This is a genomic window from Acinetobacter sp. RUH 2624, from assembly GCF_000162375.2.
Classification (GTDB): Bacteria; Pseudomonadota; Gammaproteobacteria; order Pseudomonadales; family Moraxellaceae; genus Acinetobacter; species Acinetobacter nosocomialis.
The window spans coordinates 1,078,502-1,093,986 of sequence record NZ_KI391939.1; the positions used below are offsets into that span (position 1 = coordinate 1,078,502).

15 protein-coding genes are annotated in these 15,485 nt (G+C 39.2%); 10 read left to right on the forward strand and 5 right to left on the reverse strand.

Annotation, left to right across the window (positions count from 1 at the left end; all coding sequences use genetic code 11):
- The first annotated feature begins 7 nt into the window (after positions 1-7).
- Positions 8-793 (forward strand): 3-hydroxybutyrate dehydrogenase, encoded by a 786-nt coding sequence (locus tag HMPREF0014_RS11810; protein ID WP_004887282.1) that lies wholly within the window; start codon positions 8-10, stop codon positions 791-793.
- Positions 794-1,118: 325 nt separating this feature from the next.
- The gene (locus tag HMPREF0014_RS11815; protein ID WP_004887279.1) at positions 1,119-2,105 is read left to right on the forward strand and encodes an AraC family transcriptional regulator; all 987 of its coding nucleotides are present in this window, start codon (positions 1,119-1,121) and stop codon (positions 2,103-2,105) included.
- 70 nt (positions 2,106-2,175) lie between these two features.
- Here the strand turns inward: HMPREF0014_RS11815 and HMPREF0014_RS11820 are convergent, their stop codons facing one another.
- On the reverse strand, positions 2,176-3,519 hold the full coding sequence (locus HMPREF0014_RS11820) for an MFS transporter (RefSeq protein ID WP_004887277.1): 1,344 nt from the start codon (positions 3,517-3,519) through the stop codon (positions 2,176-2,178).
- 330 nt (positions 3,520-3,849) lie between these two features.
- On the opposite strand from HMPREF0014_RS11820, the gene HMPREF0014_RS11825 reads away from it, so the two are divergent.
- Genes HMPREF0014_RS11825 through HMPREF0014_RS11845 form a run of 5 tightly spaced genes read left to right on the forward strand, consistent with a single transcriptional unit; the run spans position 3,850 to position 8,740 of the window.
- Positions 3,850-5,100 (forward strand): dienelactone hydrolase family protein, encoded by a 1,251-nt coding sequence (locus tag HMPREF0014_RS11825; RefSeq protein WP_004887275.1) that lies wholly within the window; start codon positions 3,850-3,852, stop codon positions 5,098-5,100.
- Between the two features lie 12 nt (positions 5,101-5,112).
- Positions 5,113-5,898, forward strand: coding sequence for an SDR family oxidoreductase (locus HMPREF0014_RS11830; protein WP_004887274.1), 786 nt, complete (start codon positions 5,113-5,115; stop codon positions 5,896-5,898).
- A gap of 43 nt (positions 5,899-5,941) precedes the next feature.
- Entirely contained in the window at positions 5,942-7,180 is a 1,239-nt protein-coding gene (locus HMPREF0014_RS11835) for a styrene monooxygenase/indole monooxygenase family protein (RefSeq protein ID WP_004887273.1), read from the forward strand.
- A 28-nt stretch (positions 7,181-7,208) separates the two neighbouring features.
- Entirely contained in the window at positions 7,209-7,739 is a 531-nt protein-coding gene (locus HMPREF0014_RS11840) for a flavin reductase family protein (RefSeq protein WP_000379652.1), read from the forward strand.
- Between the two features lie 53 nt (positions 7,740-7,792).
- Entirely contained in the window at positions 7,793-8,740 is a 948-nt protein-coding gene (locus tag HMPREF0014_RS11845) for a transporter (RefSeq protein ID WP_004887272.1), read from the forward strand.
- A 56-nt stretch (positions 8,741-8,796) separates the two neighbouring features.
- Here the strand turns inward: HMPREF0014_RS11845 and HMPREF0014_RS11850 are convergent, their stop codons facing one another.
- From HMPREF0014_RS11850 to antA, 4 genes are all read right to left on the reverse strand, one after another.
- Positions 8,797-9,855 carry an AraC family transcriptional regulator gene (locus HMPREF0014_RS11850; RefSeq protein ID WP_004887271.1) on the reverse strand — a complete coding sequence of 353 codons (1,059 nt, stop codon included), beginning with the start codon at positions 9,853-9,855 and terminating at the stop codon, positions 8,797-8,799.
- Positions 9,856-10,305: 450 nt separating this feature from the next.
- Positions 10,306-11,340: an anthranilate 1,2-dioxygenase electron transfer component AntC gene (gene antC / locus HMPREF0014_RS11855; protein WP_079377033.1), complete on the reverse strand. Its 1,035-nt coding sequence runs from the start codon at positions 11,338-11,340 to the stop codon at positions 10,306-10,308.
- 5 nt (positions 11,341-11,345) lie between these two features.
- A complete protein-coding gene (gene antB, locus HMPREF0014_RS11860) occupies positions 11,346-11,837 on the reverse strand; it encodes an anthranilate 1,2-dioxygenase small subunit (RefSeq protein ID WP_000076813.1) in 492 nt (163 codons plus the stop codon).
- A 2-nt stretch (positions 11,838-11,839) separates the two neighbouring features.
- Positions 11,840-13,255, reverse strand: coding sequence for an anthranilate 1,2-dioxygenase large subunit (gene antA / locus HMPREF0014_RS11865; protein WP_004887269.1), 1,416 nt, complete (start codon positions 13,253-13,255; stop codon positions 11,840-11,842).
- 222 nt (positions 13,256-13,477) lie between these two features.
- On the opposite strand from antA, the gene HMPREF0014_RS11870 reads away from it, so the two are divergent.
- The 3 genes from HMPREF0014_RS11870 to modB all read left to right on the forward strand — a co-directional run bounded on the left by HMPREF0014_RS11870 (position 13,478) and on the right by modB (position 15,485).
- Entirely contained in the window at positions 13,478-13,828 is a 351-nt protein-coding gene (locus HMPREF0014_RS11870) for a LysR family transcriptional regulator (RefSeq protein WP_006580919.1), read from the forward strand.
- 182 nt (positions 13,829-14,010) lie between these two features.
- The gene (gene modA / locus HMPREF0014_RS11875) at positions 14,011-14,796 is read left to right on the forward strand and encodes a molybdate ABC transporter substrate-binding protein (RefSeq protein WP_006580918.1); all 786 of its coding nucleotides are present in this window, start codon (positions 14,011-14,013) and stop codon (positions 14,794-14,796) included.
- Positions 14,793-15,485, forward strand: a complete 693-nt coding sequence (gene modB / locus HMPREF0014_RS11880) for a molybdate ABC transporter permease subunit (RefSeq protein WP_000971578.1) — start codon at positions 14,793-14,795, stop codon at positions 15,483-15,485. Before modA ends, modB begins: the two co-directional genes overlap by 4 nt.

Here is a 15,485-nt window from a genome sequence, read left to right on the forward strand (position 1 = left end):
TAAATAGATGACTAAACTTTTAGACGGTAAAGTTGCTTTTATTACAGGTTCTGCAAGTGGTATCGGTCTAGAGATTGCTAAGAAATTTGCTCAAGAAGGTGCCAAAGTTGTCATTTCTGATATGAATGCCGAAAAATGCCAAGAAACGGCGAACTCACTTAAAGAGCAAGGTTTTGATGCCTTATCTGCACCATGTGATGTAACTGATGAAGACGCTTATAAACAAGCAATTGAGCTGACTCAAAAGACCTTTGGTACGGTTGATATCTTAATTAATAATGCTGGTTTCCAACATGTTGCGCCTATTGAAGAGTTTCCAACGGCCGTTTTTCAAAAGTTAGTTCAGGTTATGTTAACAGGGGCATTTATTGGTATTAAACATGTTTTCCCAATCATGAAAGCTCAAAAATATGGTCGTATTATTAATATGGCTTCAATTAATGGCTTGATTGGTTTCGCTGGAAAGGCAGGCTATAACAGTGCTAAACACGGCGTAATTGGTCTAACAAAAGTTGCCGCATTAGAATGTGCACGTGACGGTATTACAGTAAATGCTTTATGTCCGGGGTATGTAGATACACCATTGGTTCGTGGGCAAATTGCAGATTTGGCTAAAACCCGTAATGTAAGTTTAGACAGTGCACTTGAAGATGTAATTTTGGCAATGGTTCCTCAAAAGCGTTTGCTATCTGTTGAAGAAATCGCTGACTATGCAATTTTCCTCGCAAGCGAAAAAGCAGGTGGGGTAACAGGCCAAGCTGTCGTGATGGATGGCGGTTATACGGCCCAATAATTTAATTGTTTTATAAAAACCGCTTATTTTATATAAGCGGTTTTTTTATTCATTAAAAATTTACGATCGTCTACTGTTCAAAATAATGTTTTATCTCTACTATAACTTGTTATAAAAAAAACGAATAAAATAAGTTCGTTAAGGTATAAATTTATACTTTAAAGGTATTTAACTTATTTCCATTTTTAAAATTTAATAGAGTATGAGAAAGTAATATTTACGCATGTCCTGATTAGATACTTTCAGGAAAACTCGTCAATTAAAGGGTATTAATTGGCATACAAGTTGCTTTTTTAGCAATAAGTTTTAGCTAGGTGAAAAGGATATGATATCACTCAGCCAACAGATGGAACTCAATCATTATTCACGCAAAGCTGAATTTGCGCAGAATCTGATGTCCACAATTTGTGGTGAACACCGTCTAGACACGATTTATAAAGACAATCTCGATTTCCATTATGACGGAATGCGTTTGCCTAATAAAAAAATGGCAATCGGCACAATCAGTTATGGTGCAAATGTCGCTATTAACATCTCAAATTTAAAAGCGTATAGCATTAGTTTACCTATACAGGGGCGACAAGCTCTCAACATTCGTGGTGCACATTATCAATCTGATGAAAACAGAGGCCTAATTGTTTCAAATAATGATCAACAAGATCTGATTATCGATAAAGACTGTAGAAAATTTCAGGTGGTTATTCCTGAGCGAAGTATGCAGATTGTCCTTGCAGATTTACTGAATAAACCTATAGAAACGCCTATCATTTTTAACCCTGAAATGCACTTAGACTCTGAGCAACTGATTGGCGCATGGTGGAAGAATATTCAGAATTTTTTACAGCTAAAATCGAAATATAGCAATTTTTATGGTTTGCAGATGTTATCTGAAGACTATGAAAATTTTGTAATTAAAGCCTTACTATTATCTCAAGAAAACAACTACTCTGAAGCTTTAAAGTCACTTTCATATCAAGATGAGCCAGCTTATATTCGTAAGGTTCGTAATTTTATTATTGAACATGCTCACGAAGAAATCTGTGCAGAAGACTTGCAACGGTTGGCTGGGGTTTCAAAATCAAAATTGTATGACGAATTTCAACAGTACTACGGCACCAGCCCAATGTCGTATTTGAAAAAATATCGACTCCAACAAATTTACAAAATCTTGAGCACTACAGGAGCAGATAAAAAGGTTTCTATTTCAAAGCTTGCCTATGACTGGGGCTTTAATCATTTAAGTCGTTTTTCTCAAGAATATCGTGAAGAGTTTGGCGAAAATCCAAGTGAGACTAAAGGCAAAATTTTCTGATATTTAACTTTCACAATAAAAAAACTGATTTAAGTAATTAAATCAGTTTTTTTTATTTATCGATTAATGTTTATAGACTTTCTTCGAGCTTTAACACCTGTTTGTGTTTAGATTTCTCATAAATTACTTTCAAGCTAAGTGCAATAAATGAGATGAAAGTTGGTAAAGCGAGAATAAAGAAAATACCGCTTAAACTTAAGTTAAAGGTGAAAATGAGTGAGCCAAAGAAAGCACCTAAAATTGCACCAATACGACCAATACCATGCATCCATGAAACACCAACCGCGCGGCATACCGCTGGGTAGAACATAGCTGCAAGTGGCAGTAATGAAGACTGTGCACCAGCCAGTAATGCACCAATTAAGAAGATAGTAAGGCCTAATAAGAAAATATTTGAGCTCACTAGACCAGCAACAATAAATAGGCTGAAAGCGATGAGATATGAATATTTAATCACTGTAGTTGGGTTCAGTTTATCCATGTACCATCCCATAATGGTTGCGCCAATTACACCACCAAAAGGGAAAATCGCAGCAATTAAACTAAACTGTTGGGTATTGAAACCTGCTGTTTTTAAAATTGTTGGCATCCAGCTTGTTAAAAGATAGAACACCAAAAGACTGGTAAAACAGCAGATCCAAAGCATGCTTGAACTCCACAGGTATTTTCCTAAAACCACTTTAACCGGATTTTCATCTGAAGGATTTTCTGCTTGAGCTAAAATAAGTTTTACTGGCTCTTGGAAGGAATGGCCTTGAATATTTTCTAAAATACGCTGTGCTTTATCTTGTTGATGACGTGTAATTAAGTATTGAGTTGATTCAGGTAATTTAAGTAATAAAGCAACCACTAAAATTAGGGGAATACTTCCGCCAATAATAATCACTTTGGCCCAGCCATAGCTTTCTAACAGATAAGCTGATAACACACCGCCACAAGAAATACCCAGCATAAATCCACAGCCAGCAAGCCCTGTGAGAAATGCTTTACGTTTTACAGGCATATATTCTGAGACAATGGTACTAATGTTTGGCATAGCTGCGCCTAAACCTACGCCAGTAATAAAGCGATAAATCATTAAGTCTTGAGTTGAATTAGCAAAGCCACACAAAATCGTAAATATTGAGAACAAAAGGCTTGTAAAAACAATAACACCTTTACGGCCAAATTTATCGGCTAAGGGGCCAGAAATGATTGCACCAATTGACATACCGACTAAAGCAGCACTTAAAACGGGAGCAAGTTGAGGCTTGGTAATTCCCCAATCATCCAATAATGCCGGTGCAACAAAACCAATAATTCCTGTATCTAGACCATCACAGAAAAAGACACAAAAGCCTAGGATAAAAACTATCCACTGTAGTGGAGACAGTTTTTCGCGATTGATAATCGTGTTTGCATCTATCGTTTTCATATGTATTCCTTCTTAAAATTATTTAATTCCCTGAGTAATTCAATGTATTCGTTACAAAACCTGAGTCTTTAATTGAATTATTTTTAACCAATATTCACTATCCAATAAGTCCGAATATTCATCCATTTTTTCCAAATGAGATAAAAAGCATTCATTTCATTTTTTAATTTAATCATTTGAAATATAGGTGTTTCTTATTTTTAATTTTTCTATCCAGTTTGTTTGATTTTGATAATTGCGCAGAGATTGGATAATGCTTGCAGCTTTTGGACAGTCTAAAAAAATTTTCAGATAGAAGATAAAGCCATAACAATGTCAGGAGTTGACACTATGGCTGGTCAAACCATTCAAATTCAAACTGCATCTGGAAAGCAGTTCAGTGCATATCTAGCGACACCAGAAACAGGAAAAGGACCTGGTGTGGTGCTTTGTCAGGAAATCTTTGGGGTGAATGCAGCAATGCGGGAAAAGGCAGATTTTCTTGCAGAAGAAGGCTATACCGTTTTGGTTCCTGATCTATTTTGGCGTATATCACCTAATATTGAACTCGGTTATACACCAGATGATTTTCAAAAAGCTTTTGAACTTTATCAACAATATGACGAAAACCTTGGTGTTGAAGATATTCAAGACAGCTTAGCTTTTCTAAAGACACGACCAGAATGTGATATCTCTACAGGTCTCGGCGTAGTGGGCTATTGTTTAGGTGGAAAGCTAGCTTATTTGGCAGGCTGCAGACTTTCTGATGTGGCATGTGCCGTAGGTTATTACGGTGTAGGCATTGAAAAAGCGTTAGATGAGTTAGCTAACGTAAAAGGACGTTTGGTTTTACATATTGCAGAACTGGACCAATTTACACCGCCAGATGTGAGACAAGCGATTGTCGATGCAGCTAACCAATATTCAAATGTACAAGCTTATGTTTACGAAGGCGTTGATCATGCCTTTGCACGACCAAAAAGCAACCATTACCACAAACCTTCAGCACGCTTCGCTCACGAGCGTACAGTAACAGCTCTACATGAAATAATTGGGCCGAAATATGACCTAGTTGCACTATGGGAAGAGCATATTCGTCATGAGTTCGATACGCGTGACGTCCCAGCAACCATGGCAACAATGGTTGCAGAACCTTATGTCAACCATATCCCAACCTTGACTGGCGGTGTAGGCCAAAGCCAGCTTGCTCGTTTTTATCAATATCACTTTGTTCATCAAAACCCAAAAGATATGAAGATTACTTCAATCTCTCGTACGGTTGGCTCAACGCAAGTGGTAGACGAATTCATTATGAGCTTTACCCACGACGCTGAAATTGACTGGTTATTACCGGGTGTAAAACCAACTGGTAAATATGTCGAAATACCAATGTTAGGTGTAATTCAGTTCAGAGGTTCAAAGCTGTGTCATGAGCATATTTACTGGGACCAAGCATCTGTACTTGTTCAAATTGGTTTATTAGACCCAACAGGCTTACCCGTTGCAGGTGTCGAGACAGCACGAAAACTTCTTGATGAAGATCTTCCGTCCAATACTTTGATGCCATCTTGGTCAAGTAGTGAAGGCAAGCTAGTCAATTAAGGAGGATCTGCAATGAATATAAATTTAATAGGAAAAGTCGCTGTGGTGAGTGGCGGTGCAACACTCATTGGTAAAGCTGTTGTGCAAGCCTTAGTCAGTGCAGGTGCTCATGTCGCTATTTTAGATATTGATGCAAAAGGTAAGGCGATTGCCGAAAGCTTTAACCATGATGTGATGTTTATTCAAACCGATTTAACTAGTGATGCGGCTATTCAACAAGCTGTGGCAGATATTCATCAACATTTAGGTGAAGTGAGTTACTTGGTGAATTTAGCATGTACCTACTTAGATGATGGTTTTAAATCTTCACGTCAGGACTGGTTACAAGCACTCGATATTAATTTGATCTCTACAGTTGAGCTGAGCCGTGCTTTATACAATGACCTAAAAGAACAGCAAGGTTCAATCGTTAACTTTACTTCCATTTCGGCCAAAGTGGCACAAACAGGACGCTGGTTATATCCGGTTTCTAAGGCCGCGATACGTCAACTCACACAAAGTATGGCAATGGATTTTGCTGCCGATGGTATTCGCGTCAATTCAGTTTCTCCGGGTTGGACATGGTCACGAGTCATTGCAGAAGTCAGCGGCAATAACCGTGAAAAAGCCGATAGCGTTGCAGCCGATTATCACTTGCTAGGCCGATTGGGTCATCCCGAAGAAGTCGCCAATGTTGTTTTGTTTTTATTGTCACCCGCTGCGAGCTTTGTGACCGGAGCAGATTACGCAGTCGACGGTGGCTATTCAGTAATGGGCCCTGAAGGATCACAGCCCGCTATTCCGCGTTTAGCCGAATAGCACAGCGTTTTAAAAGCACATTTAGAAAATTATGGAGAAGATTATGCGCCGTATTGCAATTGTTGGAGCAGGACAGTCTGGTTTACAGCTTGGTTTGGGGTTATTAGATACAGGTTACGATGTAACCATGATCACCAACCGAACTGCCGATGAAATCCGTCAAGGTAAAGTCATGTCAAGCCAATGTATGTTTCATACTGCTTTACAAACTGAACGTGATTTAGGTTTAAATTTTTGGGAAGAACAATGTCCAGCCGTAGAAGGCATTGGGCTAGCTTTAGTTAATCCTGAAAATGGTGGTAAAGCATTTGAATGGAGTGCTCGTCTTGAGCGCTACGCTCAATCGGTCGATCAACGCGTCAAAATGCCATATTGGATGGAAGAATTTGAACGCCGTGGCGGTCAATTGGTGATTCAGGATGTTGGAATACAAGAGTTAGAACAACTCGCAAACGACTACGAGCTTGTATTACTCGCGGCTGGTAAAGGTGAAGTTGTTAAACAGTTTGAGCGTGATGATGCACGAAGTGTTTTCGATAAACCGCAGCGCGCTTTGGCATTGACCTACGTCAAAAACATGAAGCCAATTTCACCTTATTCACGTGTGACTTTTAACATTATTCCCGAAGTCGGTGAGTACTTTTCATTTCCGGCACTAACCATCAATGGGCCTTGCGACATTATGGTATTTGAAGGTATTCCAAATGGGCCAATGGACTGTTGGCAAGATGTGAAAACACCAGAACAGCACCTGCAATGTAGTCTGAACTTACTCAAGAAATTTGTGCCTTGGGAATATGAACGCTGCGCAAATGTTGAATTAACTGATGCTGGCGGTTATTTGGCAGGGCGTTTCCCGCCGACGGTACGTAAGCCCGTTTTAACCTTACCGTCTGGCAAAAAGATTTTTGGTATGGCAGATGCCTTAGTGGTCAATGATCCAATTACCGGTCAAGGCTCAAACAATGCGGCTAAGTGTAGCAAGATCTATTTTGATGCCATTTTAGCCAATGATAATCAAAGCTTTAGCGAACAATGGATGCTTCAAACTTTTGAACGCTATTGGGCTTATGCAGAAAAAGTCGTGGCTTGGACCAATAGCTTGTTATTACCACCAGAGCCTCATGTCGTTGAACTCCTAGCAGCTGCAAGCCAAAACCAGAGCATTGCTTCAATTATGGCCAATAACTTTGATGACCCGCGCTCTTTTGCCCCGTGGTGGTTTGATGCAGATCAGGCTCAGGCATTCTTGGCCTCAAAAACCGCAGCAAAAGTCGCTTAAGGTCAAAATATCAAAGGGAGATTTAAAAATGGACACAATTGAAACTTTAGCTTTACAAGCGATTAATGCCGAAAACCCAAGAGAAATTCGTAATTTGCTTGGTCAGTTTGCAACTGGTGTTACCGTGATTACAACTCGTGGCAAAGATGGCCGGAAAATAGGTATGACCGCCAATTCATTTTCCTCACTGTCTTTAGACCCACCATTAATTTTGTGGAGCCTTTCAAAAACGGCGCCAAGTTTGCCTGATTTTGTTGAAGCTGAATATTTTGCCATTCACATGTTGGCACAAGAGCATCATCAGCTTTCGGGGCATTTTGCTCGAGGTGCCGAAGACAAATTTGCAGGCATTGCTCATCAACAATGCAATGCTGGCGTTCCAATTTTGACTGATGCACTCGCAACCTTGGTTTGTCGCAATGTAAATCAGTATGAAGGCGGAGATCACCTGATTTTTATTGGTCAAATTGAACAATACCAACAACGCCAAGGTGAACCATTGGTATTTCACGCAGGAAAGTATCGGATTGCTGCTGAGCATCCAGAATTAGCCCATTAATTCACCACAATCACGATCAATCCGGTCGTGATTTTTTTATAGGAAATAAGAAGATGAAAAGCACTTTAATTAAACATGGCTTTTTAGCAGGGACATTGTTGGGTGTGCCTTTGGCTGCACATGCCTATGATTTACCGACCGTAAACTTAGGTATGACCAGCTTTCTCGATGGTGGATTACCCGCAGGACCCGGTTGGTATGCTCAAACCTATTTTCAAAATTACGATAGCAATAAACTGGTCGATGCCAATGGACAAAAACTCGGTTTACCTAAAACAGATTTAAATTATCAAGTACTGGTTGAGCAGATTAGTTATTTATCGAATATCCGAGTAAAAGATAAAGCCAGTCTAGGCATAAATTTTCTGATTCCTTTTGTCAGTAAAATGGACATGGATGATGGCTTGAATAATGCGGCAATTAAAGCCCAAAGTGGCTTTGGGGACATTATGATTGGGCCTTTTATTCAGTTCGATCCAGTCATGGGCGCACAAGGACCGAAGTTTGTACATCGTTTTGAGTTTCAGGTGAATTTACCTACTGGCGAATACGACCAGCAAAAAGATATTAATCCAGGTAATAACGCTGTTTCATTTGACCCTTATTGGGCTGCCACATATTGGTTTAATCCAAAATGGACAGCTTCAACACGTATCCATTATCTCTATAACTTTAAAAATGATGACCCAAGCTATGCGTTTGCTGGAGCAAATGATATGCAGGCAGGGCAAGCAATTCATGCAAACTTCGCAACAGACTATGCCATTACCGAACAGTTCCGTTTAGGGCTCAATGGCTATTGGCTAAAACAAGTTACAGATACCGAAGTCGATGGTGAAAAAGTCAAAGGTCGACGTGAACAAGTTTGGGCAATTGGTCCCGGTGCGATGTATAGTTTTTCTAAAAATGATCACTTGGTTGCAAATGCATATTTTGAGCAAGATGCTGAAAACCGACCAGAAGGTACGCGACTACAAGTTCGTTATGTCCATCATTTTTAAATCATAAAAAAAGCCTTTTATATCAACAAATATAAAAGGCTTTTATCTATTTTAGTTTAAGAAAAAATTGAAGTAATTAAGCCTGAACCTTCACTGTGACCAGAACGGCGAGTAGACGAAGGTAACTCACCATAACGGCGTTTATATTCTTGAGAAAAACGACCCAAGTGAGTAAATCCCCATTTAAATGCAACGTCAGTAACCGATAGATTTTCATTATGCATGAGTTCTAAATGAGCTTGTTCAAAGCGTAATTCTTTTAAATAAGACATTGGGGTGGTCCCCAAATAGTTTTTAAAACCAGTAAATAGGGTTCTTACACTCACGCCTGCATGTTCAGCTAAAATCTCGACATTGAGCGGCTCATGCAAATGTTCTTTAATGTAGGCTTCTGTACGTTTCACGAAATAAGGAGAAACGGTTTTTTCTTTATAATGATCAAGCTTATGTAATGCATTGTTGGGCTGACCATAAATGAGCGCATTAAATAAATTTGACTCAAACTGTTTAAAGGCTAATGGATGATGAAGCGGGTGCTGATCACATGCTAAAGCATCCATTAAGGTTCTAACAAGTTGCAAAAAATAGGCTCCACCTTGGGTAGAAAAATCTAATTTTGGGTCAAAAATAAGTAAGTTATTTTCTGAATCGGCAATATGTTGTCGGCAATGGTAAGTAAAATCATCCTTTGAAACTTTTAGAATGAGCTGGGGTGAGTTCGCATGCCAGCGCATACGCAAAGATTGCTGAGGTGAAATAAGAGAAGCAACTTGAGAATAAGAAATAAACTTTTGCGAACCAAACTCGATTTCTGCGTAGCCTTGAGTTGGAATTTGAATTAAGTAAAAGTTATCCAGATGATCTGGTTCAATAATGACATCTGCGCCATATTCCAAGCGGCTAATAGACAATGCGCCTGTTTTAACATGGTGCATAGTTGCACTAAAATCTCGCTTCTGATGAGAGACTTTAAGATCATGCGGTTTAAAAATTTGGCCTACATTTCGGCAGGTTTCGCTTAAATCGTGGTGATCGAACACCAAATTATGATCAGTAAAGATAGACTCATTTTGAAAATGACGTCCATTGAGTTCATGGGAGTTGGCTTGGTTCATATATATCCCTTTTGGCTCACTCCTGTATTTACCTGTGTTACAAAAGCTTTAAAACTTCGCTTTACATCAAGTAAATACGGCACTTAAAAAAATTAAGTTACGCGTAAAATACAATGAGATATAAGCAAAATACAGACCAATTTAACCGCTAATTAATATGATTTTCTCAAATTTTTAAGTCGAATTTTATCCATCAATTTAATATATTCGAGAAATAGAATAGGGGGATATAAAAGGTACTTTAACTTAATCTCATCATGATCTTATTCCTTAAGATCTATCAAAATTTATAGCAAATCCGAGCGAACTGGTCAATTTATTTTGTCGGAATTCATTATTTTATATTGTTGATATATAGGAATTTTTAGTTTAAATGCAAAAATTCAATATACCCCTTGCAGAGTATATTGAATCATTTCAGGTTTCAGTGGTTTTTAAATTATTTATACTTTAACGTGATGTATTGCTCTGTAAAAATTTCTCGCTGTAAATACGGTAGTTTTGCAAAGATTGCTCATCTAACCAATTTTTAACGGCTTCAATCATTGGTGGTGGGCCACATAAATACATATCAAAAGCCTGCTCGGCCAGTTGATCTTTATTTAAGTGCTCATGGATATAGCCTGCTTTACCTTGCCAAGTTTCCGTTGCCTTAGTCACAATCGGGTGATAACTAAAGTTGGGTAGCTGTTCAGCATAGGCATGTAAACGCTGTTGTTCACACAAGTCGGTTTCACTATTTACGCCGTAGTACAACTGAACGGCAGGTGAGTTAGGTTGCTCAACCAAGTTATCAAGCATTCCCAAGAAAGCTGATAAACCTGTTCCACCCGCCACAAAAACAAGTGGTCGCTGTACTTCACGTAAATAGAAACTACCAAGTGGCGCTTCGATGAGTAGGGTCTGTCCAACCTGACAACGGTCACGTAAGTAATTACTCATCACACCGTCTGGCAACAGACGAATGAGAAATTGCAATTGATTGGTTGCGTTTGGTCTGTTTGCAAAAGAATAAGAGCGCCAATCTTCAGTATCTGGAATTTGCAAACGAGCGTATTGACCTGGCAAAAACTGAAGTTGTTCAGCATGACTGCTCGCATCAAGATGTAAGATTGCTGTCGTTTCAGAAACCAGCTCAACCGCAGTCACTTTGGTTTCAATTTTTAAGGTATCACCAGCGTTACAGATAGCAGAATCATGATCGAAATAAAAAGCTGCATCGGATTTTACACGGGTCTGGCAAGCTAACATTTTTCGCTCGGCCAAATCACGTTCACTTAATGCATCTTCATCGACATATTCTTGTTCATAAATACCAGTTTCACACTGTCCCTGACAGGTACCACAAACACCTTCACGGCAGTCTAACGGCAGGTTAATTCCCTGACGAACTGCTGCATCAAGCAACAATTCGTCTTTATTTACCGAAATAAAAAAGGTTTTGCCATCGGCAAAGTTAAGTGCAACTGAATGTCCCATTTTCATTCCCCTTAAACGTGATAAAAGTCTAAAACGGAATCAATTTTGTCATTCAGCAAAATGCTGTGCTGACGACGAATACGGAAACCATCAGCGGTTTGACGTAAAAGATAAGTGGCATGTCCGTAAAAACAGCCTTCTAAACCTTGACGGTTATAAAGCGTTTGCCATGCAACTTTTGCTTCGATAAGACCATCTTCCAGTGTTTTAACTCGAATATTGTTTATGCTGTGCAAAGTACGTGGTAACGGTGTTGCAGATGCTGCTTTTCCGGTACGAATACGGAATACACGGTCTTCAAGGCCTGTACGGTCCGCATAATAGATATAAGACAAGCCCTGATTTGGATCTTGAACATAGTTATGGTCATCAATCCACTGTGGAATATGATATTCACTATCTTCATCGTAAAGCTCTAGGTAGGCATCCCAGTCATAAGCATCACAAAGCTCTGCCTTTTTGTACAAAAACTGAGATACAGCAAAATGTAGTTCTTGTGACATGGTTACACCTCATCCATTACGGCATTATTTTCAAAAGTAATATCCTGCATTTTCAAGGCTTTTTTATTTAAGCCGTCCAGCATGAGACGTTGCCAGTGTCCATGTTGATTTACATAGAGTCCTTCATGGGTAAATTCACGGCCAGTAATAACGGGTTGAATGCCTAAATCTTGTGAGTTTTTGGTCGTACCATATTCCCAAGACTGACAACCACGTGAAATATCGCTCCAACGTTCAAGTCGTGCTTGGAAACCTTTTTGTTGCTCACGGAATTCAACTAAATCGTCTGGTGTACCAAGGCCCGATACATTAAAGAAATCTTCAAACTGGCGAATACGGTTACGGCGTGCTTCTGCAGATTCACCTTTAACCCCAATACATTGACTAATGACTTCGGTTTTATTCCATGCCACAGGACGAACAATACGAAGTTGTGAGCTAATCTGGTCCATAAAAAATAGACTAGGGTACAAGTTCAAGTTTCTTAAACGATGCATTGCCCATTCAGCATATTTTTCGCCATATTTTTCGACCATATATGGCATAACCGTGCTGTAGCCCGGACGAACTGTTGGGTTTGGCATGTCACTAAATAAAACACTATGACCATTTTTGAAACTAAACCAGCCATCGTCAGTTTCTGAGTCACCCGCACCCAACTTGCTATAGTCGAGCGTGTCGAGTTCCGCACCTTTTGATGCATTGACTTGCTGACGGTGTTGGACTGTAGAGACATAGTTATAGTGAACAGTGCTGACATGGTAGCCATCTAAGCCATTTTCATTTTGTAGCTTCCAGTTACCTGCAAAGGTATAAGATGACTTACCTTGTAATACTTCGAGTTCACCTGTTGGGGACTGGTTAACCATTAAATCAAGGAACAGTTTTGCATCGCCCAAAAAGTCTTCTAGTGAATCTGTTGCTTGAGTATCAAGACTGACAAATACAAATCCACGATAGCTGGCAATACGGCCTTGTTTTAAACCACGGCTTGATTTATCAAAATCTTCACAGTACTCACTAGGCGCTTTTACCTTAACCAAGCGACCATCTGACTTATAACACCATGCATGGAATGGGCAGGTAAATGTAGATTGATTGCCTTTAGCAACGCGTGTTAAGGTCGCACCGCGGTGTTCACAAGCATTGACCATGGCATGTAGTTCGCCTTTACCATCACGGCTTACAATAATCGGTTGGCGGCCAATTTGAACGGTTAGGAAATCATGATTGTTTGGAATTTCACTTTCGTGACATGCGTAAATCCAAACTTTTTCAAAAATAAACTCCATTTCCAAGTCAAATAGTTCTGGCTCGGTAAACATGTCGCGTGCAATACGAAACACACCATCGTTAGGACGGAAGTCGATACATCCATCTATAAAATCATTCCATTGTTTTAAATTAGATGAGGTCATTTACTCAATCCTCCAATCAATCAGCTTTTAACTGATTGAACCGCGATTAAGCGTTGCTCTCTATCCGTTTTTTCCAGATCTTTATCCACTTTGTGCAGTTTTGATTCTTTAATCGAATTCTTTTGAAGAAAGAGTAGAGATTTAAATTTGTATGTGTTTTAACCTATTAAAGTTCCCTATAATGTTAAGCAGCATAAAAATGAAACTTTGTGAACTAAGTCTATGAAAGAAAAATATTTAAAATTACAAATTAGAATTCTTTTAGAGCAAAATATTGCATTTGGTCCGGGTAAGGCAGACTTACTTGAAGCAATTGAGAAAACGGGGTCAATCTCACAGGCAGCAAAATCTATGAACATGAGCTACCGCCGTGCATGGCAGTTGGTCGACACCATGAATCAATGCTTTGAAACAGCGTTAGTGGAAACACAAACGGGTGGAACACATGGTGGTGGGGCAGCTGTTACAGCTTTGGGCCACAAAGTCTTAGAGCATTACCGCCAAATGGAAATCAATGCTCGACAAGCCTTAGAATATGATTATCAAATTATGAGTAGCTATTTAAAGAAATAAGATTAGGAATTCTTTATAAATCAAAGAATTTAAGCGCGAATCAGTTTTATCTACTAATAGTTTTCAATTGCTCAGAAAAAATATCCATCTTTATAAATAATTTCTACTTTTCATCGTCTATGCTTATCGCTATATTCTTGGGTATATATCGCTGCAAAAAACGACAAAAAAGGTAAAACATAATGGTAAGTAATACAAAGATAAAAAAATTAGCTTTAGCTTGTTCAATCCTCAGCATAGGAGGGATCTTTAATATTTCAGCCAAGGCTGAATCAGTTACCGTTTATGCAGCAGCGAGCTTAACGAATGCGATTGCAGACTTAGAAAAAATTTACGAAAAACAGAATAAAGTAGAAATTAAGACTTCATATGCAGGCTCATCGACCTTAGCTAAGCAAATTGAAGCAGGTGCGCCCGCAGATATTTTTATTTCAGCAGATACACAGTGGATGGATTATCTACAAAACAAAAAACAAGTTGCAGCAAATGACCGTATAAATTTATTAGGTAACCGTTTGGTTTTAATTACACCTAAAGGAAGACCATTAAATATAAAATTAGATAAAACCACTGATCCCAATAAAGTGTTCACAGGCAAGATTTGTACAGGAGATACCAAAAGTGTGCCTGTAGGCAAATATGCTAAACAAGCTTTTATCAATTTAGGTTGGTGGAGTCGTATTGAGCCGAAGTTAGTTGAAACAGAAGATGTTCGAGCGGCATTAAATTTTGTTGCGCGTGGTGAATGTCAGGTTGGGATTGTCTATGCAACCGATGCAGCGATTAGCAAAGATGTGACTGTAGCTGGCGTATTTCCAGAAAATACACATTCGCCAATTACTTACCCTATAGGGATAGTTAAAAAGACTCCAAATTCAACAAAGTTCTATCAATTTTTACAAAGCAACCAAGCCAAAGCTGTCTTTAAAAAATATGGCTTTAGTGTGCTAGCTCCAGTTAAACCATGATGTTCTCTTTAACCCCAGAAGAACTCAGCGTGCTGCAACTTTCTTGTAAGGTGGCAGCAAGTTGTCTTGTTGTCAGTATTATTCCTGCAATTTGTGTGGGATGGTTTCTAGCACGTAAAGACTTTTGGGGTAAGTCATTCATTGAAACATTGGTGTTTTTACCTTTGGTATTACCGCCAGTGGTGCCTGGTTATTTGCTTTTACAAGTTTTTGGGAGCCGCGGGATTATTGGGCAATATTTAGCTCCACTCGGAATTGATTTTGCATTTAACTGGAAAGGCGCCGTTCTTGCTTCCGCAGTAATGGGTTTTCCGCTGTTGGTACAATCGATTCGACTAGCAATTGAGCTGGTCGATCAGCGTTTAGAAATGGCAGCAAAGACATTAGGTGCCTCATCTTTAGGGGCATTTTTCCATGTCACATTGCCACTTGCCAGCAGTGGTATTTTAATTGGTGCTATTTTGTGCTTTTGCCGGAGTCTAGGTGAGTTTGGAGCCACTATTACTTTTGTTGGTAATATTTCAAATGAAACACGGACTTTGCCTCTAGCCATGTATAGCTTAATGCAACAACCCGATACCGAGGCCGCTATTCAACGACTTATTGTTTTATCGTTAAGCGTGGCTTTTTTAGCACTATGGTTTGCACAGTGGTTTCATCGTTATCAAAAGAAGCGCTTAGGGCGGTAA